The organism is Dietzia lutea, from assembly GCF_003096075.1.
Classification (GTDB): domain Bacteria; phylum Actinomycetota; class Actinomycetes; order Mycobacteriales; family Mycobacteriaceae; genus Dietzia; species Dietzia lutea.
This window is the reverse complement of record NZ_CP015449.1, coordinates 2,370,842-2,388,883: the sequence shown is the minus strand read 5'-3', so window position 1 is coordinate 2,388,883 and position 18,042 is coordinate 2,370,842. Positions and strand designations below refer to the sequence as shown.

The 18,042-nt window shown below is 71.3% G+C and carries 18 protein-coding genes and 1 tRNA gene; 6 read left to right on the top strand and 13 right to left on the bottom strand.

Annotated features, from left to right (window positions below; genetic code table 11):
* Window positions 1–15: 15 nt before the first annotated feature.
* The 3 genes from A6035_RS10855 to A6035_RS10845 form a co-directional block, all read right to left on the bottom strand.
* Complete coding sequence (locus tag A6035_RS10855; protein WP_244192415.1) at window positions 16–1,725, bottom strand: amidohydrolase family protein; 1,710 nt, start codon at window positions 1,723–1,725, stop codon at window positions 16–18.
* 67 nt (window positions 1,726–1,792) lie between these two features.
* On the bottom strand, window positions 1,793–2,737 hold the full coding sequence (locus A6035_RS10850; RefSeq protein ID WP_108847797.1) for an LLM class F420-dependent oxidoreductase: 945 nt from the start codon (window positions 2,735–2,737) through the stop codon (window positions 1,793–1,795).
* Window positions 2,738–2,781: 44 nt separating this feature from the next.
* The gene (locus A6035_RS10845) at window positions 2,782–4,452 is read right to left on the bottom strand and encodes a peptide chain release factor 3 (protein WP_108847796.1); all 1,671 of its coding nucleotides are present in this window, start codon (window positions 4,450–4,452) and stop codon (window positions 2,782–2,784) included.
* Between the two features lie 398 nt (window positions 4,453–4,850).
* Between A6035_RS10845 and A6035_RS10840 the strand changes: the two genes are divergently transcribed.
* Window positions 4,851–5,303, top strand: a complete 453-nt coding sequence (locus A6035_RS10840) for a DUF6508 domain-containing protein (RefSeq protein WP_108847795.1) — start codon at window positions 4,851–4,853, stop codon at window positions 5,301–5,303.
* Here the strand turns inward: A6035_RS10840 and A6035_RS10835 are convergent.
* From A6035_RS10835 to A6035_RS10825, 3 genes are read right to left on the bottom strand one after another with little or no spacing between them, the layout of a single operon-like run.
* Window positions 5,291–5,758: a DUF1990 family protein gene (locus A6035_RS10835; RefSeq protein ID WP_108847794.1), complete on the bottom strand. Its 468-nt coding sequence runs from the start codon at window positions 5,756–5,758 to the stop codon at window positions 5,291–5,293. The two genes, A6035_RS10840 and A6035_RS10835, sit on opposite strands and share 13 nt — an antisense overlap.
* A complete protein-coding gene (gene pth / locus A6035_RS10830) occupies window positions 5,755–6,366 on the bottom strand; it encodes an aminoacyl-tRNA hydrolase (RefSeq protein ID WP_108847793.1) in 612 nt (203 codons plus the stop codon). Before pth ends, A6035_RS10835 begins: the two co-directional genes overlap by 4 nt.
* 23 nt (window positions 6,367–6,389) lie before the next feature.
* Window positions 6,390–7,286 (bottom strand): LysR family transcriptional regulator ArgP, encoded by an 897-nt coding sequence (locus A6035_RS10825; RefSeq protein WP_108847792.1) that lies wholly within the window; start codon window positions 7,284–7,286, stop codon window positions 6,390–6,392.
* 68 nt (window positions 7,287–7,354) lie between these two features.
* On the opposite strand from A6035_RS10825, the gene A6035_RS10820 reads away from it, so the two are divergent.
* Window positions 7,355–7,972 (top strand): LysE/ArgO family amino acid transporter, encoded by a 618-nt coding sequence (locus A6035_RS10820; RefSeq protein ID WP_108847791.1) that lies wholly within the window; start codon window positions 7,355–7,357, stop codon window positions 7,970–7,972.
* Window positions 7,973–8,328: 356 nt separating this feature from the next.
* Here the strand turns inward: A6035_RS10820 and A6035_RS10815 are convergent, their stop codons facing one another.
* The 4 genes from A6035_RS10815 to glmU form a co-directional block, all read right to left on the bottom strand.
* Window positions 8,329–8,958, bottom strand: a complete 630-nt coding sequence (locus tag A6035_RS10815; RefSeq protein ID WP_108847790.1) for a 50S ribosomal protein L25/general stress protein Ctc — start codon at window positions 8,956–8,958, stop codon at window positions 8,329–8,331.
* A gap of 262 nt (window positions 8,959–9,220) precedes the next feature.
* On the bottom strand, window positions 9,221–9,562 hold the full coding sequence (gene arsC, locus A6035_RS10810; RefSeq protein WP_108847789.1) for an arsenate reductase (glutaredoxin): 342 nt from the start codon (window positions 9,560–9,562) through the stop codon (window positions 9,221–9,223).
* Window positions 9,563–9,569: 7 nt separating this feature from the next.
* Window positions 9,570–10,547, bottom strand: coding sequence for a ribose-phosphate diphosphokinase (locus A6035_RS10805; RefSeq protein WP_108847788.1), 978 nt, complete (start codon window positions 10,545–10,547; stop codon window positions 9,570–9,572).
* Window positions 10,544–12,025: a bifunctional UDP-N-acetylglucosamine diphosphorylase/glucosamine-1-phosphate N-acetyltransferase GlmU gene (glmU, locus tag A6035_RS10800; RefSeq protein WP_108847787.1), complete on the bottom strand. Its 1,482-nt coding sequence runs from the start codon at window positions 12,023–12,025 to the stop codon at window positions 10,544–10,546. The genes A6035_RS10805 and glmU overlap by 4 nt, the downstream gene beginning before the upstream one ends.
* Before the next feature lie 158 nt (window positions 12,026–12,183).
* Here glmU and A6035_RS10795 point away from each other — a divergent pair, with 158 nt between their 5' ends.
* Window positions 12,184–13,467, top strand: coding sequence for an MFS transporter (locus A6035_RS10795; protein ID WP_108849230.1), 1,284 nt, complete (start codon window positions 12,184–12,186; stop codon window positions 13,465–13,467).
* Between the two features lie 17 nt (window positions 13,468–13,484).
* Here A6035_RS10795 and A6035_RS10790 read toward each other — a convergent pair whose 3' ends face one another.
* Entirely contained in the window at window positions 13,485–14,099 is a 615-nt protein-coding gene (locus tag A6035_RS10790) for a flavodoxin family protein (protein ID WP_108847786.1), read from the bottom strand.
* A 133-nt stretch (window positions 14,100–14,232) separates the two neighbouring features.
* Between A6035_RS10790 and A6035_RS10785 the strand changes: the two genes are divergently transcribed.
* Together A6035_RS10785 and A6035_RS18250 are read left to right on the top strand one after the other, a co-directional pair.
* Window positions 14,233–16,038, top strand: a complete 1,806-nt coding sequence (locus tag A6035_RS10785) for a thiamine pyrophosphate-requiring protein (RefSeq protein WP_108847785.1) — start codon at window positions 14,233–14,235, stop codon at window positions 16,036–16,038.
* Window positions 16,035–16,205 (top strand): hypothetical protein, encoded by a 171-nt coding sequence (locus tag A6035_RS18250; protein ID WP_159149215.1) that lies wholly within the window; start codon window positions 16,035–16,037, stop codon window positions 16,203–16,205. Before A6035_RS10785 ends, A6035_RS18250 begins: the two co-directional genes overlap by 4 nt.
* 46 nt (window positions 16,206–16,251) lie before the next feature.
* Here the strand turns inward: A6035_RS18250 and A6035_RS10780 are convergent.
* A tRNA-Gln gene (locus tag A6035_RS10780) sits at window positions 16,252–16,323 on the bottom strand.
* 194 nt (window positions 16,324–16,517) lie between these two features.
* Here A6035_RS10780 and A6035_RS10775 point away from each other — a divergent pair.
* Window positions 16,518–17,189, top strand: coding sequence for a TetR/AcrR family transcriptional regulator (locus tag A6035_RS10775; RefSeq protein WP_235026517.1), 672 nt, complete (start codon window positions 16,518–16,520; stop codon window positions 17,187–17,189).
* Window positions 17,190–17,222: 33 nt separating this feature from the next.
* Here the strand turns inward: A6035_RS10775 and A6035_RS10770 are convergent, their stop codons facing one another.
* On the bottom strand, window positions 17,223–17,927 hold the full coding sequence (locus tag A6035_RS10770) for a vitamin K epoxide reductase family protein (protein WP_108847783.1): 705 nt from the start codon (window positions 17,925–17,927) through the stop codon (window positions 17,223–17,225).
* Window positions 17,928–18,042: the final 115 nt, after the last annotated feature.

The window sequence follows — 18,042 nt, the reverse complement described above, 5'->3', positions numbered from 1 at the left end:
GGCGCGGGGCGGTGGTCACCGGCTGCTACTGAGGCGCGCCCGCTCCCAGTTGGCCGTCCACGCCTCGGCGCCGCCCATGAGCTGGCGCTCCAGTTCGGCGCGGTCGGGCCCGGCGCGGTGGAGCACGTCCGCGGCCCAGTCGGCGTAGAGCCCGTACTGGGCGACGCCGTCGACGTTGAGGTCGTAGACGCGGTCGCCGAACCGCCAGCGATCCATCACCTCGCCGCTGGGCGCGGTGAACGGGTAGACGAGCGGGTCGGTGGCCGCGCTGGGTCGGGGCTCGGCCAGCGGCGCCAGGCCGTTGACGTCAGAGCCCCAGCCGTACCCGTCGAAGGGCCGGATCGCGCCGGCCGTGTTGGTGCGCCACTGCTCGAGGAAGCCGACCTCGAAGTTCTCGGTGGCGTCCGCGGGCCAGGCGAACGCGGCGACGAACCCGCCCTGCTCGTGCACCCGGCGGGTGTTGCCCTGGGTGGCCCAGGCGTGGTCCACGACCAAGCCGGTGTGTCCGGCCTCGGCGGCCATGTCGAGCGCGCGGTGGGCGGTCTTGACGCCCATGTGGTCGATGTCGATGATCATGCCGCGCGCCATCATCCCGCGTATCGCGTGCTCGCCCAGCGGCGTCAGCCCGCGCACGTTACACAGCGGTTGTTCGGGGTAGACGGGCAGGGCCGCGCCGGCGGGCGCGCCGGAGGACGCCGCGGCGAGTCCATCGGCGACCGGCGTGCTGGCGAGTGGCTGGGCATGGTCGGCGTCGGGGCCGGCGCACGGCTCGGTCTCCCAGAACCGTTGGGTGCCGAGCTTGTTGCCGATGTTCACCGCGAGCCCGGCGAGCTCCTCGTCCATCCGTGCGCCGCCGAGGGCGTTGTCGAACTTGTGCACGGGGAACACCGTGGACACGCCCCACGAGGCGAACTCGTCGAGGCCGCGGTCGATGTCCTCGGGCGTGCACATCGGCACGTCGTCCACGATTCGGCACCCGAACGGCTCGGAGGCCTCCACGCCAAGTGTCACGGCGAGCTTGCCCTCGGCGGCGATCGCCCGGACGTCCTCGGGGGAGCGCGCGATCCGGAACCATCCCCGCCCGGGTCCGCCGTGCTCGGCGTCGATGTGCGCCTCCATGCGGCCCAGGTAGTCGACCTGGCCGCGCAGCTGCTCCATCTCGTCGCACGAGGTACGGGCGGGGACGCCGAGCCCGACGAGCGCCTCGCACAGCACACGGTTGGCGACGAGGTGGTTGTTGAGCACGCGCAGTCCGCCGCGCCACGCCCGTTCTATGCCGCTGTAGTGGGCCTGCTCGTGGAGCTGCGAGTCGTGCGACGGCCACTGCGCGAACGTCGGGAACCCCTGGCCGCCGCCGGGCAGGTCGGTGCCGCCGAGCACCGATTCGAGCAGGGCGAAGTGGCCGGTGCCGGAGTGCGTCGGGCAGTCGGCCAGGGCCTCGGCGATGCCGCCCGGCGCGAACGGCTCGCCGCACCGCAGGCCGCCGCCGAAGGCATGGGAGGCGGTGAGGTGCGCGTGGGCGTCGACCATGCCGCGGATGGGCGAGGCGCCGTTCGGCGCGGCGGCGCGGGCCTGACCGCCGCCGGCGATCCCTGCACCGAGGGAGGTGGTGAGGGCGGTGACGAGGGCGACGACGAGGAGGACGACGACGAGGACCGCCGGCGCCCCCGTCGTTCGCCGGCCGGGATGGGCGGGTCGTGCAGAGAGGTCTGACTGCGCCGTCATGGCCCGACACTAGCCCTGCCGCCCGGTCTGACGAGGGCTTTTCGTCCGCTGGGCGGCTGCCATCCGATCAGAGCTGGCGGGCGACCTCCGAGGCGACGAGGTCGAGGTGGTCGAGGTCGGACATGTCCAGCACCTGCAGGTAGATGCGGCGGGCGCCGATCTCGGAGTAGCGACCGATCTTCTCGACGACCTCTGCCGGGGTGCCGGCCGCTCCGTTGGTGCGCAGTTCGTCGACCTCGCGGCCGATGGCGTCGGCGCGGCGGGCGATGTCGGCCTCATCGCGGCCGCAGCACAGGACGAGTGCCGCGGAGCGGATGATCTCCTCGGGCGCCCGGCCGCGTTCGGCGCAGGCCTCGTCGACGCGCTGGTACTGGGTCGCGACGGTGTCGACGTCGGCGAACGGCACGTTGAACTCGTCGGCGAACCGGGCGGCCAGCGCGGGGGTGCGCTTCCTGCCGTGGCCGCCGACGATCACGGGCGGCGGCGACTGCACGGGCTTGGGCAGGCCGGGGGAGTCGATGAGATCGACCCGCTTGCCACGGACCGTGAGCGCCTCGCCGGCGGGTGCGGACCACAGCTGCTCGAGCGCGCCGAGGGTGTCCTCGAGCAGGTCGAACCGTTCGCCGAGAGGCGGGAACGGGATGCCGTAGGCGGTGTGTTCGTCCTCGTACCAGCCCGCGCCGAGGCCCACGTCGAGTCGGCCGCCGGACATCTCGTCGACCTGGGCGAGGGAGATCGCGAGCGGGCCGAGGTGTCGGAACGTCACCGAGGTCAGCAGCGTGCCGAGCCGGATGTTCGAGGTCTCGCGGGCCAGGCCGGCGAGGGTGAGCCACGCGTCGGTGGGGCCGGGAAGTCCGCTGACGTCGCCCATCTTGAGGTAGTGGTCGGAGCGGAAGAACGCCTCGTAGCCGAGGTCCTCGGCGGCGCGGGCGACGGCGAGCTGGTCGGCGTACGTCGCGCCCTGCTGGGGTTCGACGAAGACGCGGAGGGAGACGCGGGAGTCACTAGGCATGGGTCCAGCTTGCCCGCGGCCCGCGTGTGCGCCAACCGCGAGGGCTAGTTGGTGTCGGCGACGAGCGGCTCGATGGTGAGGTGCTCCATCTCCTTGGTGATGTACTGCAGCCGCCACTTGTCGCCGAACAGGGCCAGCAGCTCGCCGTCGGTACGCTCGAACACCTCGACACCGCGCTGGCGGCCCAGCTCGTCCGCGGAGGCGGCGTCGGTACGGCGCGCGATCGTGTAGGGCAGGTTGTCCACGACCACCTCGACGTTGAACTCCGCCTTCATGCGGGCGGTGACCACCTCGAACTGCATCGGGCCGACCGCCGCCATCACCGGGTTCGCGTCGCCGCGCGTGTCGTTGCGCAGGATCTGCACGACGCCCTCGGCGGCGAGCTGCTCGATCGCCTTGCGGAACTGCTTGTACTTGCCCAGCGACTGCGCACGCACCACCGCGAAGTGCTCCGGCGCGAACTGCGGGATCGGCGGGAACTGCACCTTCTTGCCCGTGTAGAGGGTGTCGCCGGGCGCCAGGGCGGTGGCGTTGACCAGGCCCACCACGTCGCCGGGGTAGGCGCTCTCGACGGTCGAGCGGTCGCGGCCGAAGACGGTCAGCGCGTACTTCGTGGTGAACGGCTTGCCCGTCTGCGCGTGCTGGACCACCATGCCGCGCTCGAACTCGCCCGAGACCACGCGCATGAAGGCCAGGCGGTCGCGGTGCGCGGCGTCCATGCCGGCCTGCACCTTGAACACCATGGCCGAGAACGGGTCGGTGGTCTCCCGCGGCTCCCCGGAGACGGTGGGCCACTTCCGCGGCGGCGGCGCCAGTTCAACCAGAGCGTCGAGGATCTGGTGCACGCCGAAGTTGAGCATCGCGGAGGCGAAGATCACCGGGCTGGTCTCGCCGGCGAGGTACAGCTCCTGATCGTGGTCCTGGCCCATCGCGGACAGCAGCTCGGACTCCTCGACCGCGGTTTCCCACACGTCGCCCTCGCGCTCGGCGGCGGTGTCCGGGTCGTAGTGCTCCTCGGGCGCGATGGTCGAACCGCCGGCGGTGCGGGTGAAGTGGACGTACTCCTCGGGCGCACCGTCCTCACCGCGCCGCAGCAGGCCGCGGTAGTCGCCCGCGATGCCGACCGGCATGTAGAGGGGCGTGGGGACGAGGCCGATCTGCTCGGTGATCTCGTCGAGCAGTTCGAGCGGCGCGCGGCCGGGGCGGTCCCACTTGTTGATCACCGTGATGATCGGCAGGCCGTTGTGCTTACACACCTGAAAGAGCTTGAGCGTCTGCGGCTCGAGGCCCTTGGCCGCGTCGATGAGCATGACCGCCGCGTCGACCGCGGTGAGGACGCGGTAGGTGTCCTCGGAGAAGTCGGCGTGGCCCGGGGTGTCGACCAGGTTGATGACGTACGGCTCGTCGACGTCCGACCCCTCGGGGGCGTACGTGAACTGCAGTGCGGTGGAGCTGACGGAGATGCCGCGGGCCTTCTCCATCTCCATCCAGTCCGAGACCGTGGAGCGGCGGCCGGACTTGCCGTGCACGGCGCCCGCCTCGGTGATCACCCGGGCGTGCAGCGCGAGCGCCTCCGTGAGCGTCGACTTGCCGGCGTCCGGATGGGCGATCACGGCGAACGTCCTGCGGCGCGCGACCTCGGACGCGACGTCCCCGGTGGTGTCCGCACCCGAGGCGTGTCCGCCCGTTCCGGTGTCCTCGGCGGTCTCGGTCACGCGTACTCCTCACAGCAGTCGACGGCCCTCGTCGTCGTCACCCAGGGTACGTCCGCCCTCGTCCGAGCACCGAATCCACCCACGTCACCCCCGTGCGAGGTGTGGCCCGTGAAAGGCGAGGTCAGACGCGGCGCGAAGCGCGGCGGCGGCGTGCCGCGCGGCGCGTCGGCGGTGCGGCTCCTCCGACACGGGTGGCCGGCCCGGTCGCGGCCCCCGGGCACGGCCGTCGAACGAGTGTGGTTGTCGACGTTCACATCTGGAGGCGCTGGCGCGGACCGGTAACGGCGCGTCGCTAAGCGTCCGATTATTTAGGCAGGCGTTGTAACCGGCGGGTGTCGGACCCGGCCGCTACGGTGCGCCGGACAGCCATTGGGGACGAGCCGAAGGGGGACGGGGAGATGGGTGAGGACGACAGTCACCATCCGGTGACCGATGGAGGCCGGGGGCGGTGGGAGGAGCGCAGGGGGGCGCTCCGCCGGTTGCTTCCCGCGGTCGAGCGGCTGCGCGGGCTCCGCGAGGGCGGGCGGCCCGGCGGCGCGTGGGCGGCGCACCGGTCGCTTCTGCGCTATCCGGGTGTCGAGGACGACGCCCGGGCGGTGATGGAGGCGTTCGACGGGGGCGTTCTCACGCGGCGCGGGCACCTCGAGGAGCTCGCGCGGCGGGGCCTGTCACACGGCGGGCTGACCGACCTCGCCGGACTGGCGGAGACGGCGGACGAGGAACTGACGCGGGCGCTCATCACGTGGGTGGCCCGGTCCGAGCGCTTCGAGGGCGGTGGGATGGCCGAAGCGCTGAGGGAGGGCACGCTCGTGGTGCTGCTCGACCGGCTGCGCGAGCTCTACGAGCTGTGACCGACGGGCCGCAGCGCCGCGAGGTAGCGGCGCGTGAGCCGGTCCTGCTCGGCGCGGGCCACGGGTGCGCCGAGCCTGGCGAGCAGGGTGGCGTGCGCGGACTCGGCGGTGATGGTCAGGGAGACGGCGTCCGTGGCGGGATCGCGCCGCACGAGGAAGCGCTCCCATCCGCGTTCGGGGTGGCCGGGCAGGGCGCGGTAGGTGAAGCCGCGCGCGTCGGGCCGGTCGGTGACCTCGGTGACCTCGCACGGTGCGGCGAGCCGGAGCCACGCCCCGGGGCCAGTGCGGGACCGGAGTGTCACCGTCCGGCCGGGGGTGGCGGGTCCGTCGGCGACGACGACGAAGCCGGCACGGCGATGCATCTGCCAGTCCATGAGTTGGTCGCCGGCGCGGTCGAAGAGGGCGGCCCCGGAGCCCAGGTGGGCCTCGCGCTCGAACCGCCGGATCTGGCTCACGCCGAGTGGACCTGGTTCTGGGCGGTGTCGAGTCCGTGCTTGAGGAGCAGTTCGACGGCGTCGGCGGCGTCCTGGACGAGGAACGGCACGTCGGGCTGCTCGAGCTTGGAGAAGCGCTTGAGGACGAAGTCGGCCACCGCCATCCGGCCCGGCGGGCGGCCCACCCCGGCGCGGACCCGGATGTAGTCGCGGGTGCCGAGCGAGCTGGACACCGAGCGCAGGCCGTTGTGGCCACCCTCTCCGCCGCCCCGCTTGAGCCGGACCTGGCCGAAGTCGATGTCGATCTCGTCGTGGATGACGATCACGTCGGTGGGCGCCACGGAGAAGTACTTGGCCACCGCAGCGACCGGGCCGCCGGAGAGGTTCATGTAGCTGCGGGGGCGTGCCAGCACGACGGGCGTGTCGGCGAGGCGCGTCTGGGCGATCTCGCAGTTGGTCTTCTTGTGGGTGGAGAAGCTCGCCGGCATGGGTCGCGCCCGGGAGGCGAGCTCCTGCAGGATGTCCCAGCCGATGTTGTGGCGGGTGCCCACGTAGTCGGGTCCGGGGTTGGCCAGGCCCACCACGAGAGTGGGGCCGGACGGCTGGTCGGCGGTAGTCACGCGCCCCATGATCCCAGACGCCGGGTGAGGGCTCATATCCGCAGCTCGGTGCGCGCGGTGCCGAGCACGGCGGCGGTGAGGGCGTCGAGGTCGGGCGACTGGAGCTTCCAGTGCTGCCAGAACAGGGGCACGTCGAGTGGTCGGTCCGGGGAGACCTCGACGATCTCCCCGGAGACCAGCCACGGCGTGGCCAGCTGCTCGGGGATGAGGCCCCAGCCCAGACCGGCGACGATCGCGCGGACGTGGTCGTGCGAGCTGGGGATGAAGTGCCGGGGCCCGGTCGGCTCGCGGCGGGCCAGCCGGCGATAGTGGTGGTTCTGGTGGCCGTCGCTGCGGTCGAAGTCCACGATGGGGGCCCGCCCGAGCGCGGCGGTCGTCGTGCCCTCCCGCAGGTGCCGGGCGACGAATCCCGGGCTGGCGCAGGCGAGGTAGCGCATCGACCCCAGCGGGAGCGCGCGGCAGCCCTGGACCGGCTGCGACTGGCTGGTCACCGCGGCCATCACCTCGCCGCGACGCAGCAGCTCACTGGACAGGGACTCGTCCTCGCGGCGGATGTCGAACACGACGCGGCCGCCGTCGTGGACCTCGGTCATCGCGTCGAGGAACCAGGTGGACAGGGAGTCGGAGTTGCACGCCACCGCCAGGACGATCGGGTCCTGCCCGGAGCCGAGATCGTCGAGCTCACCGGCCAGCGATTCCTCGAGGTGCAGCATCTGCCGGGCCGTGCGCAGGACCGTCTCGCCGGACCCGGTAGCGGTGACGGGGCGTTCGCGGCGCACGAGGATGCGACCGGCGGACTCCTCGAGGGCGCGGATCCGCTGGGACACCGCGGACTGGGTGATGTGCAGGTGCGCGGCGGCGGCCTCGAACGATCCGAGATCCACCACGGCGACGAGCGTGCGGAGCTGGTCCAGTTGAAGTGCGTTCATAAGTAGAGCTGATGCTACTGCAGAAACTGTAGTCGACCTACTGGTGGACGCTTGCCTAGATTGAGGGCGTGACCGCAACTTCCACACTCTTCATGGGCGCAGGTATCGGCCTCGGACTCATCGCCGCCGTCGGCGCGCAGAACGCGTACGTGCTGCAGCGTTCGATCCGCGGGGACGTGTCGATGGTGCCGATCGTCGTGTTCTGCGTGCTCTCCGAGGCGGCGCTCATCCTGCTCGGGGTGGCCGGGGTGGGCGCGCTCATCGAGACGGCGCCGGGCGCGCTGACCGTGATGACGTGGATCGGGGTGGCGTTCCTCGTGGCCTACGGGACGTTCGCGGCGGTCCGCGCGATCCGCCCGGGGGAGGGGCTGAAGGCCGACGGCACCGGCCGCGTCCCGTCGACGATGGGGGCGGTGGCAGCGTGCGCGGCGTTCACGTGGCTCAACCCACACGCCTATCTCGACTGCGTGGTCTTCCTCGGCACGCTCGCCAACCAGCAGGGCGGGGACCTGCGGTGGGTGTTCGCCGCCGGGGCGTTCCTCGCCGGCACCGTGTGGTTTTCGCTCATCGGCTTCGGCGGCAAGGCGCTGCGCGGGCTGTTCGCCCGGCCGGGGGCGTGGCGGGTGCTCGACGGGGCGATCGCCGTGATGATGTTCGTGCTCGCGGCGGGGCTCGTCCGCGGCTGACCCGCCGCTCGCCCGCCGGCCCGGCCCGGCCATCGCCGCGCGAATCCGCCGGCCCGGCCATCGCCGCGTGAATCCGCCGGCCCGGCCACAGCCGCGCGAGCCCGCCGGTCCCGCCACAGCCGCGCGAGCCCGCCGGTCCCGCCACAGCCGCGCGCGGGCATGGCGTCTCGCGCGCACCGGCGGGCAGGCCAGGCGCCATGCCGGGGAGCGGCGACGGATTTGGCGGGCAGGCGCGGGGGCGAGACGCCAGGCGGGGGAGCGGCTGCACGATGGGGAAATGCGGAACGGGCCCGGGACGACACAATGGTCGCCTCCGGGCCCGTGGCCGTTCGCCGCTGCAGGGCGGCGGTCGGGGATCAGCCCTCTTCGGCGGCCTTCGCGGCGTCCTCGGCGGCCTCGCCCTCGGGGGCGGCCTCCTCGTCGGCCTCGAGGTCGGCGCCCGACGGGGCCTCCATGACGTTGACCAGCAGCGTCTCGGGGTCGGAGACGAGGGTCGCGCCGGCGGGCAGCGTGACGTCGGCGGCGGTGATCTGGGTACCGGCCTCGGCGCCCTCGACCGAGATCTCGAAGTCCTCGGGGATGTTGAGGGCGTCGACCTCGACCTCGATGACGTCGGCGTCAGTGGTGACGAGGGTGCCCGGGGCGGCCTCGCCGGTGACCAGCACGGTGATCTCGACGACGACCTTCTCGCCCTTCTTCACGACGAGGAGGTCGGTGTGCTCGATGACGCGGGTCAGCGGGTGCACGTCGATCTGCTTGGGCAGCGCGAGCTGCTCCTCGCCCTCGATGTCGAGGGTGAGCAGGGCGTTGGTGCCGGCGTGACGCAGGATGGCGGCGAACTCGAGCGCGCCCAGCAGGAGGTGGCGGGGCTCGGTGTTGTGGCCGTACAGGACCGCGGGGACCTTGAAGTCGCGGCGGGCGCGGCGGGAGGCGCCCTTGCCGAACTCGGTGCGGACGGTGGCGGCGAGCTTGTTGGCGTCAGACATGCGATGACCTCTGTGTGAGAATTTCCGGCCCGGCGCGAAGCGCACCAGCGGCGGGAGCCAGAGGTGATCGCGTCGATAACGGAGCGGCCCTTGCGGGTCCTCCCTCGCCGAGATGACCTGACCAGCCTAGCGGCGCCGGGGGTTCGCACCCAAATCGGAGAGCCGAAATGCGCGCGACCCGCCGCCCCTCGGAAGGGGACGGCGGGTCCGGGCGCACGCCACAGCGCCAGCACTCGTCAAGCGCGGCGCCGGCCGCGTGGCGCTAGAGGATCTCCTCGACCTCCGTCGTGGGACGCGCGAGGCGGGTGCCCTTGTCGGTGACGACGAAGGGCCGCTCGATCAACCGCGGGTGGGCGACCATCGCGGCGAGGAGCTCGTCATCCGAGGCGTCGATCAGGCCGAGCTCGGTGAACTCCGCCTCCTTGACGCGGACGGCCTGCCGCACCGTGATCCCGGCGTCGGCGATGAGCGTGCGCAGCTCCTCGACCGTCGGCGGGGTGTCGAGGTACTTGATGATCGTCGGCTCCACGCCCCGCTCCCGCAGCAGCTCGAGAGCCTGCCGCGACTTGGAGCAGCGGGGGTTGTGGTAGATCGTCGCGTCCATGGCCGGCCTACGCGGAACCGTTGAACAGGCTGGTCACCGAGCCGTTCTCGAAGACCTCGTGGATGGTCCGGGCCAGCAGCGGCGCGATGGACAGCACGGTGAGGTTCTCGAAGCGCTTCTCTGGCGGGATCGGCAGCGTGTCGGTGGTGATGACCTCCTTGGCGCCGCAGGAGGCGAGCCGCTCGGCGGCCGGGTCGGAGAAGATGCCGTGCGTGGTGGCGATGATGACGTCACCGGCACCGGCGTCCTTGAGCACCCTGACCGCGCCGGCGATGGTGCCGCCGGTGTCGATCATGTCGTCCATGAGCACGCAGGTCTTGCCCTCGACGTCACCGACGACGCGGTTGGACTTGACCTGGTTGGGCACGTTGGGATCGCGGGTCTTGTGGACGAACGCCAGCGGAGCACCGTCGAGCGCGTCGGCCCACTTCTCGCCCACCTTGACGCGGCCGGCGTCGGGGGAGACCACGACGATGTTGTCGGTCCCGTAGTGCTGACGCACGTAGTCCGACAGCTGACCCTGGGCGTGCATGTGGTCGACGGGGCCGTCGAAGAAGCCCTGGATCTGGTCGGTGTGCAGGTCGACCGTGATGATGCGGTCGGCGCCGGCGGCCTTGAGCAGGTCGGCGATGAGGCGGGCCGAGATCGGCTCACGCCCGCGGTGCTTCTTGTCCTGGCGCGCGTACGGGTAGAACGGCAGGACCGCCGTGATCCGCTTGGCGGAGCCGCGCTTGAGCGCGTCGATCATGATGAGCTGCTCCATGATCCACTTGTTCAGCGGGGCCGGGGCGCTCTGGAGCACGAACGCGTCGCAGCCGCGGACCGACTGTTCGAAGCGGACGAAGATCTCGCCGTTGGCGAAGTCCCGGGCAGTCTGCGGGGTGACCTCGACCCCCAGCTCTGCGGCGACCTGATCGGAGAGCTCGGGGTGCGCGCGCCCCGCGAAAAACATCAGGTTCTTCTGGTTGTCGATCCACTCGCTCACTGCGTGAGTCCGTCCTTCTGGGAGTCGTTCCGGGCACGACGGGCGGCCTCTGCCGAGCCGGAATCCGGCCGGTTTTTGATCACCCAGTCGTCGATGTTCCTCTGCCGTCCTCCGGACACCGCGAGGGCACCCGGCGGGACGTCGTCCTTGATCACGGTACCCGCGCCCGAATAGGCCCCGTCTCCGACGGTCACCGGTGCGACGAACATGGTGTCCGAACCGGTGCGGCAGTGATCGCCGATCACTGTACGGTTCTTGTTCACCCCGTCGTAATTGACGAACACGCTCGACGCCCCGATGTTGGTGTGCTCACCGATGGTCGCGTCACCCACGTAGGTCAGGTGCGGCACCTTGGTGTTGGCGCCGATCGTCGACTTCTTGACCTCGACGAACGTGCCGATCTTGCTGTTCGCACCGAGGTCCGCGGCGGGCCGCAGATACGCGAACGGGCCGACCTCGGCGCCAGCCCCGACTGTGGCGCTCACCGCATGTGAACGCACGACCGCTGCACCCTCGCCGACGGTCGTGTCCTGCAGGGTCGTGTCGGGGCCGATGGTCGCGCCGTCGTGGACGACAGTCGCGCCCGCCAGGTGCGTGCCCGGCAGGATCGTCACGTCCCGCCCGATCTCCACGCCCACGTCGAGCCACGTGCTGGACGGGTCGACGATGGTCGCACCGGCACGCATGGCCGACTCGCACAGACGGCGGTTCATCTCACCGGCCAGCGCGGCCAGCTGCACACGGTCGTTGACGCCCGCCACGAGGTCCGCGTCCTCGACGCGGTGTCCGCGGATGAGCCCGTTGGCCTGCCGGGCCAGCTGGATGACGTCGGTGAGGTACAGCTCGCCCTGCGAGTTGTCGGTGCTCAGCTGCCCGAGCTTGTCCCGCAGGACCTGCGCGTCGAACGCGTAGATGCCCGAGTTGACCTCGTTGATCGACTTCTCGTCCTCCGAGGCGTCCTTGTGCTCGACGATCCTGAGCACCTCGCCGTCGTCGTTCCTCACGATGCGGCCGTACCCCGTGGGGTCGGGTGCCGTCGACGTCAGGACGGTGACCGCCGCCCGTGGCCGCATGTCGTGGCGGCTCACCACCTCGCGCAACGTCTCGGCGTCGAGCAGCGGGATGTCGGAGGTGGTCACGAGGACGGTGCCGGAGAAGTCGGCGGGCAGCCCGGACATGCCGGCCGCGACCGCGTCACCGGTGCCCTTCTGCTCCTCCTGCACGGCCGTGGACACGGGCACCCCGAGGTCGGCCGACAGCTCGGCCACCGCGGCGGAGACCTGCTCGCGTTGGTGACCCACCACCACGACGATCGCGTCCGGCTCGATCCCCGCCGCGGCGTGCAGGGCGTGACCGAGCATGGTCCGCCCGCACACGCGGTGCAGCATCTTGGGGGTGGCGCTCTTCATCCTGGTGCCGGAGCCGGCGGCCAGGACGATGACCGCGGTCTGGGCGCGATCGGTCTGCGGTGTCGTCATCAAGTCTCCTCGGGCGTGGCAGCGCCGTGTGGGGGATGGGCGGCTGCGCAACATCTGCGCAACTGCCGACGGTGTCGGACGTTCGCGTCCGAGGATAGAGGGTCACTCCGACGATCCCGACCGTCTCGCGGCCGAGTAGCCTGCCCCGGGTGTCAGTTCTGAGGCGCCAGCTCGCCGATACCCGGCCGTTGAGGCAGCCGGACTTCCGCAGACTGTGGCTCGCCAACATCGTCACGGTCATCGGCGCGCAACTGTCCATCGTCGCGGTGCCGCAGCAGGTATTCGAGATCACCCGTAACTCCGCGTACGTCGGCCTCACCGGCGTGTTCGCGCTCGTGCCGCTCATCGTGTTCGGCCTGTGGGGCGGGGCGCTGGCCGATGCGTTCGACCGGCGCAGGCTGCTCATGATCACCACGACCGGCCTCGTCGCGACCGCCGCGCTGTTCTGGCTGCAGGCTGCCGCCGGGAACCAGAATGTGTGGCTGGTGATGGGGCTGCTCGCCGTGCAGCAGGCGTTCTTCGCGGTCAACCAGCCCACCCGGTCGGCGATCATCCCGAAACTCGTCCCGTCCGACCAGCTCGCCTCCGCCTCCGCGCTCAACATGACCGTCATGCAGTTCGGCGCGATCGTCGGGCCGCTCTCGGCGGGCATCCTCATCCCGGTGCTCGGGCTGGAGTCGCTGTATCTCCTGGACTCGGTGGCCCTGCTGGCGACGCTCTACGCCGTCTACCGGCTCCCACCCCAACCGGTGTCCGGGGAGCGCCCCTCGGTGGGGCTGCGGTCGGTGATCGACGGTTTCGCCTACCTGGCCACCCGTCGCATCCTGCTGGCCTCGTTCCTCGTGGACATCATCGCCATGGTCTTCGGCATGCCGCGTGCGCTCTTCCCGCAGATCGCCACCGAGTCCTTCGGTGACCCCGCCACCGGCGGGACCGCGCTCGGGCTCCTGTTCGCCGCGATGAGCGTCGGTGCCGTGCTGGGCGGCGTGTTCTCCGGCTGGATCCCGCGCGTGCGACGGCAAGGGTTGGCGGTGCTGGTCTGCGTGGCGCTGTGGGGCCTGGCGATGGTCGCGTTCGGCGTGTTCGTCGGCGCGGCCTCACCCGAGGGTTCGGCCTGGTGGCTGTGGCTGGCGCTGGCGGCCCTCGCGTTCGGCGGAGCCGTGGACATGGTCTCGGCCGCGTTCCGTCAGGCCATCCTGCTCGAGTCGGCCACGGACGAGATGCGTGGGCGCCTGCAGGGCGTGTTCATCGTCGTGGTGGCCGGCGGCCCGCGCATCGGCGACGTCGCCCACGGCGTGGCGGCGGCGTCGGTGGGCACCGCGGTCGCGGCGGCCGGCGGCGGCGTGCTCGTCGTGATCGGCGTCGTGATCTGCGCGGTCGCGTTCCCGGCGTTCCTGCGCTACACCGTGCGCAGCGCGGTCGAACGGGGCGCGAAGGGCTGAGCGGGCGCGCCCGCGGGCTACCCGACCGCCGGGTACTGCGTGCCCTTGAGGAACCTCGCCAGGTGCACCGCGTTGGAGGACAACGTCGTGATGGTCGAGGCCACCGCCGACGGCGTCTCGTCGAGGTCCTTGTAGTCCTTGGGGTTCATCGCCTCGTGGTTCCAGTAGGTGCCGCCCTGGGCGGGAATCGTGAACCCGATGTCGTTGAGCCCCTGGAACGTGTCGGCCACGATCTTGTGCGCGCCGTCCTCGTTGCCCACCACCGAGACCACGGCGACCTTGCCGAACATCGCCGGCCGGCCCTCGTCGTCGGTCGCGGACAGTTGCGCGTCCAGACGCTCCAACACGCGCTGCGCGATGCTCGACATGTGACCGAGCCACGTCGGCGTGGAGAAGACGAGGATGTCGACACCCCGGATCTTCTCGAGGATGGCGGGCCACTGGTCGCCGTCGCCCATGTCGTCGTCGACACCGGGGCGCACGTCGTAGTCGGCGACGCGGACGGTCTCACCGGTCACGCCGTGGCCGGCCAACTCGTCGAGGATCTGCCGGGCGATGAGGTCACTGCTCGACTCGGCGGGAGAGGCCTTGAGCGAGCACACCAGTGCAAGGGCTTTCAGGTCCGTGTCCATGCCGCGCACGGTAGACCCACCCCGCCCGCCGGACAACCGCTGTCGCGGGTCCGCCACCAGACCGGTGGAGCGTGTCGGAGGCGACCCCTACGGTGGGGGCCACTCACGGACCGACGAGTGGAGAGGCACGCGTATGAGCACGGACAGGACGGTGGCCGACCTCGTCGTCGAACGACTGGTGGCCTGGGACGTCGAACGGATCTACGGATACGCCGGGGACGGCAACAACCCCCTGCTCGGCGCGTTGCGCCGCTCCGACATCGCCCCGGCGTTCGGGCGCGCGCGGCACGAGGAGTCCGCGGCGTTCATGGCGGTGGCCGACGCCAAATACTCGGGCGCCGTCGGCGTGGTGACCTCCACGCAGGGGCCCGGCGCGATGCACCTCATCAACGGCCTGTACGACGCCAAACTCGACAGCGTGCCGGTGGTGGCCCTGGTCGCGCAGCAGCACACCAGCGTGCTCGGCTCCGGCTATCAGCAGGAGATCAACCTCGGTGACGTGTTCTCGGACGTCGCCGGGCCGTACCTGCAGACCGTCGCGTCGGCCGAGCAGGTGCCGTTGGTGCTCGACCGGGCGTTCCGGTCCGCGCTCACGCACCGGACGCCGGTGGTGGTGATCCTCCCGCACGACGTGCAGAACGCGCCCGCGCCGGAGTTGGGGGACGACCTCGACCAGGAGCACGGGGTGGTGGTCACCGCTCCCGAGTGGACCCACGGGGTCACCACGCCTCGTGACGACGACGTGGCGCGCGCGGTGGACGTGCTCGACGCGGGGGAGCGGATCGCGATCCTCGCCGGGCGCGGCGCGGCCGGGGCACAGGCCGAGCTCATGGAGCTGGCCGACCGCCTGGGGGCCGGCGTGACGATGAGCCTGTTGGGTAAGCCGTACGTCGACGAATCGTCACCGTTGGTGGGTGGGACCATGGGCCACCTGGGGACGACGGCGAGCGCGCGCATCCTCCAGAACTGCGACACCCTCCTGATCGTCGGATCGAACGACCCCTGGACGGAGTTCTACCCGAAGCCCGGGCAGGCGCGGGCCGTGCAGATCGACCTGGACCCGGTGCACCTGGCGAACCGGTATCCGATCGAGGTGGGACTGGTCGGCGAGGCCGCGCACGCGCTGCGTGAGCTTCTCGGGCGGGTGGCCGAGAAGGACCGCTCCGCCTGGCGGGGCGACGTCGAGAACTGGGTGCGCCAGTGGCGGGAGATCTCCCGCGAGCGCTCCGAGGTGCCGGCGCGAGGGCTCAATCCCGAGCTGGTCGCCCGGCGGCTGGCCGACCACATACCCCACGACGCGCGCCTCGCCGTGGACGTGGGCAGCAGCGTCTACCACTACGTGCGGCAGATGGATCTGCCCACGTCCGTGCCCGCGCACCTGTCGTCGACGCTGGCTTCGATGGGCTGCGGTATTCCGTATGCGATCGCCGCCAAGGCCGGGGCGCCCGCCAAGCCGGTGGCCGTGCTGGCCGGTGACGGCGCGGTGCAGATGCTTGGCATCAACGAGCTGATCACCGTGGCCGAGGCGTGGCCCGCCTGGGAGGACCCGACCATGGTGATCGTGGTGCTCAGCAACCGCGATCTGGCCGAGGTGAGCTGGGAGCAGCGGGAGAGCGAGTCGCAGCCGCGGTTCGCGCGCTCGCAGGAGGTGCCGGAGTTCGACATGGCCGCCTACGCCGAACTTCTCGGCCTGCGGGGGATCCGTGTCGAAGAGTCCGACCAGCTGGTGCCGGCGCTCGAGGAGGCGTTCTCCGCGGACCGGCCCACGGTCATCGACGCGATCACCGATCCGGACGTCCCGCTGCTGCCGCCGTTCCCACACGGCCGCGAGATGCTCGAGTCGATGCGCACCGGCCTGCAGGCGGAGGGCGCCGCGGGCGAGCACGCCCTCGAGCTGCTGGAGACGTACGCACGCATGGAGGAGGAGCGGTTCACGTGACAGGGATGAACGGACCCGGCCGGCCCGGCGACGATCCGGAGTTCCGGCCTGACACCGAGGTGGAGCGCACGCCGCGTCGCTCCCGGCAGCCGGCGCTGACGGTGCTGGCAGTGGTGGCGATCCTGCTGCTCGTGCTGGCGCTGGGGATCTTCGGCGGCATCTTCTAGGCTCGGCGCGGGCGGGCTCGCCCGCGCCCAGGCCTCACCCTGTGAGCTCCCCCGCCAGGACTCGAACCTGAAATGCCTGAACCAAAATCAGGAGTGTTGCCAATTACACCACGGGGGAACGGCCCCTAGCGGGCCGCTACCAGTCTGGCACACGACGTCGGCTCCGCCGATGCATACCCGAGCTCCGAGCGGCACCCGATCCCCGCGGGACCAGAAACGGGGCGCCCGCCCCAACCGTTTAGTCTCGTAAGCAACAGCGAGAGGTGGGCTATGACGGGCGAGACCGCGCCGGCGCCGGTGCCGAGGACGAGGATGTCGGCCGCCAAGCGGCGGCAGCAGCTGGTCGAGGTCGGGCGGCGGATCTTCGCCGAGAACGGCTACGACGCCGCCACAGTCGAAGACATCGCCGCCGCGGCGGGGGTGTCCAAGCCCGTCGTCTACGAGCACTTCGGCGGTAAGGAAGGTCTGTACGCCGTGGTCTGCGACCGCGAGCTGGCCTATCTGGGCGCCGAGATCACCGAGGCGCTGCAGGGGGAGGGCTCTCGCCGCCGGATCGAGCGGGCCGCCATGGCGTTGCTGCGCTACGTCGAGGAGCGGACGGACGGGTTCCGGATCCTGGTGCGCGAGTCCTCGCCGGCGGGCGGGAGCTCGTACTCGACCCTGCTCAACGACGCCACCTCGAGCGTGACGTACATCCTCGAGGAGGAGTTCGCGGCCCGCGGGTTCGATCCCGTCACGACGATCGTCTACGCCCAGGCGCTGGTCGGCATGGTGTCCGGCACAGCGCAGTGGTGGCTGGACGTGCGCACGCCGCCCAAGGAGGAGGTGGCCGCGCACATCGTCAACCTGTGCTTCAACGGCTTGTCGCACCTCGACCCGTCGCCCACGCTGGAGGCCGAGGTGTTGGCCAAGTACTCCGAGGAGAGCCACCCGCGCGGGAACTCGGCCGGCCGCGACCTGCGCCCGGGACCCGGACAGCCTTAGCCCCACAGAGCGGGCCGGAGGCCGCCGGATCGGTCAGAGGTTCGCGAAGAAGTCCGCCCAGTAGAAGTCCCAGAACGCCCACAGGATGACGCCCGCCACGGCGAGGAACCACACGACCACCGGGACGAGGTGCCACTGCTGCAGCGTGCGCACCCAGCGGGCCGCCGTGAGCTTGGCCAACACGTGCAGCAGCGTGTACCAGAACATGGGGATGGTGGTGGCCCACACGACCATGCACCACGGGCACAGGACCTGGATGGAGAAGATCGACTGGAAGGCCAGCCAGTGCACGAACCCGGCGGCGAACGTCAGGCCGAGCAGCACGCCCACCCAGTACCAGCGTGGGAACCGCACGCCGGACAGGGCGGCGACGCCGATCGCGATCACGATGCCGTACCCGACGAGGCCGATGAACGGGTTGGGGAAGCCGAACGCCGCGCCCTGCTCCGAGTTGATGACGCTCTTACAGCTCATGAGGATGGAGAAGTTGCAGGCGGGCGTGTAGTCCGGGTTCTCCAGCAGCCGGATCTTGTCCAGGCTGAGCTGGAACGACGCGACCAGCGCGATGGCCGAGCCGATCGCCAGCAGCACGCCGATCCACCGATCGGTGAACACCCGGGAGCCGACGATCGTCGCGCCGGCGTCCGGCCCGTCGTCGCGGGGGCCGGGGGCGATCGTCACCGGGGCGGCGGGCTCACCGGCGGCGTCCCCGGCGGTGGCGTCTGTGGTCTCGCGCATACGCACAGGCTACCGGGGCCGCCGCGCCGTTAGAGTGGGAGATCTGGCACACCGACCCGCGTGTCGTGCCCCGCCCCGCGCCGCCGGTCCGATCGCGGCCGACCCGCGCGTGTCG

Coding starts and splice junctions, on each gene's coding strand:
- A6035_RS10855 (WP_244192415.1), bottom strand. CDS start 1,725: ATGACGGCGCAGTCAGACCTCTCTGCACGACCCGCCCATCCCGGCCGG.
- A6035_RS10850 (WP_108847797.1), bottom strand. CDS start 2,737: ATGCCTAGTGACTCCCGCGTCTCCCTCCGCGTCTTCGTCGAACCCCAG.
- A6035_RS10840 (WP_108847795.1), top strand. CDS start 4,851: ATGGGTGAGGACGACAGTCACCATCCGGTGACCGATGGAGGCCGGGGG.
- pth (WP_108847793.1), bottom strand. CDS start 6,366: ATGGGGCGCGTGACTACCGCCGACCAGCCGTCCGGCCCCACTCTCGTG.
- A6035_RS10825 (WP_108847792.1), bottom strand. CDS start 7,286: ATGAACGCACTTCAACTGGACCAGCTCCGCACGCTCGTCGCCGTGGTG.
- A6035_RS10815 (WP_108847790.1), bottom strand. CDS start 8,958: ATGTCTGACGCCAACAAGCTCGCCGCCACCGTCCGCACCGAGTTCGGC.
- arsC (WP_108847789.1), bottom strand. CDS start 9,562: ATGGACGCGACGATCTACCACAACCCCCGCTGCTCCAAGTCGCGGCAG.
- glmU (WP_108847787.1), bottom strand. CDS start 12,025: ATGACGACACCGCAGACCGATCGCGCCCAGACCGCGGTCATCGTCCTG.
- A6035_RS10790 (WP_108847786.1), bottom strand. CDS start 14,099: ATGGACACGGACCTGAAAGCCCTTGCACTGGTGTGCTCGCTCAAGGCC.
- A6035_RS10785 (WP_108847785.1), top strand. CDS start 14,233: ATGAGCACGGACAGGACGGTGGCCGACCTCGTCGTCGAACGACTGGTG.
- A6035_RS10775 (WP_235026517.1), top strand. CDS start 16,518: ATGTCGGCCGCCAAGCGGCGGCAGCAGCTGGTCGAGGTCGGGCGGCGG.
- A6035_RS10770 (WP_108847783.1), bottom strand. CDS start 17,927: ATGCGCGAGACCACAGACGCCACCGCCGGGGACGCCGCCGGTGAGCCC.